Origin of the sequence: Neisseria sicca, from assembly GCF_003044565.1 — a bacterium.
In the GTDB taxonomy this organism is placed as follows: domain Bacteria; phylum Pseudomonadota; class Gammaproteobacteria; order Burkholderiales; family Neisseriaceae; genus Neisseria; species Neisseria sicca_A.
In genome coordinates this window covers 1-323 of the sequence record NZ_POXG01000016.1, presented here as the reverse complement: position 1 = coordinate 323, position 323 = coordinate 1, and the positions used below count along the sequence as shown (strand labels likewise).

Sequence of the window (323 nt, the reverse complement as noted above, 5' to 3'; positions counted from 1 at the left end):
TGCCTTACAAGCAGAATGTCGGCGGTTCGACTCCGTCATCACCCACCAAGTTTCCTTTCATTGTTGCAAAACAATGATGCGCGGTGGTAGCTCAGTTGGTTAGAGTACCGGCCTGTCACGCCGGGGGTCGCGGGTTCGAGCCCCGTCCGCCGCGCCAAATTTCAAAATACTGACATTGTCGGTATTTTTTATTTTCGGGTGATTAGCTCAGTTGGTAGAGCGTCTGCCTTACAAGCAGAATGTCGGCGGTTCGACTCCGTCATCACCCACCAAGTTTCCTTTCATTGTTGCAAAACAATGATGCGCGGTGGTAGCTCAGTTGG

At 51.7% G+C, this 323-nt stretch carries 2 tRNA genes; both read left to right on the top strand.

What is annotated here, in order from left to right:
* Nucleotides 1-80: 80 nt before the first annotated feature.
* Nucleotides 81-157 (top strand) — tRNA-Asp (locus DBZ16_RS14610).
* A 39-nt stretch (nucleotides 158-196) separates the two neighbouring features.
* Nucleotides 197-272, top strand: a tRNA-Val gene (locus DBZ16_RS14605).
* Nucleotides 273-323: the final 51 nt, after the last annotated feature.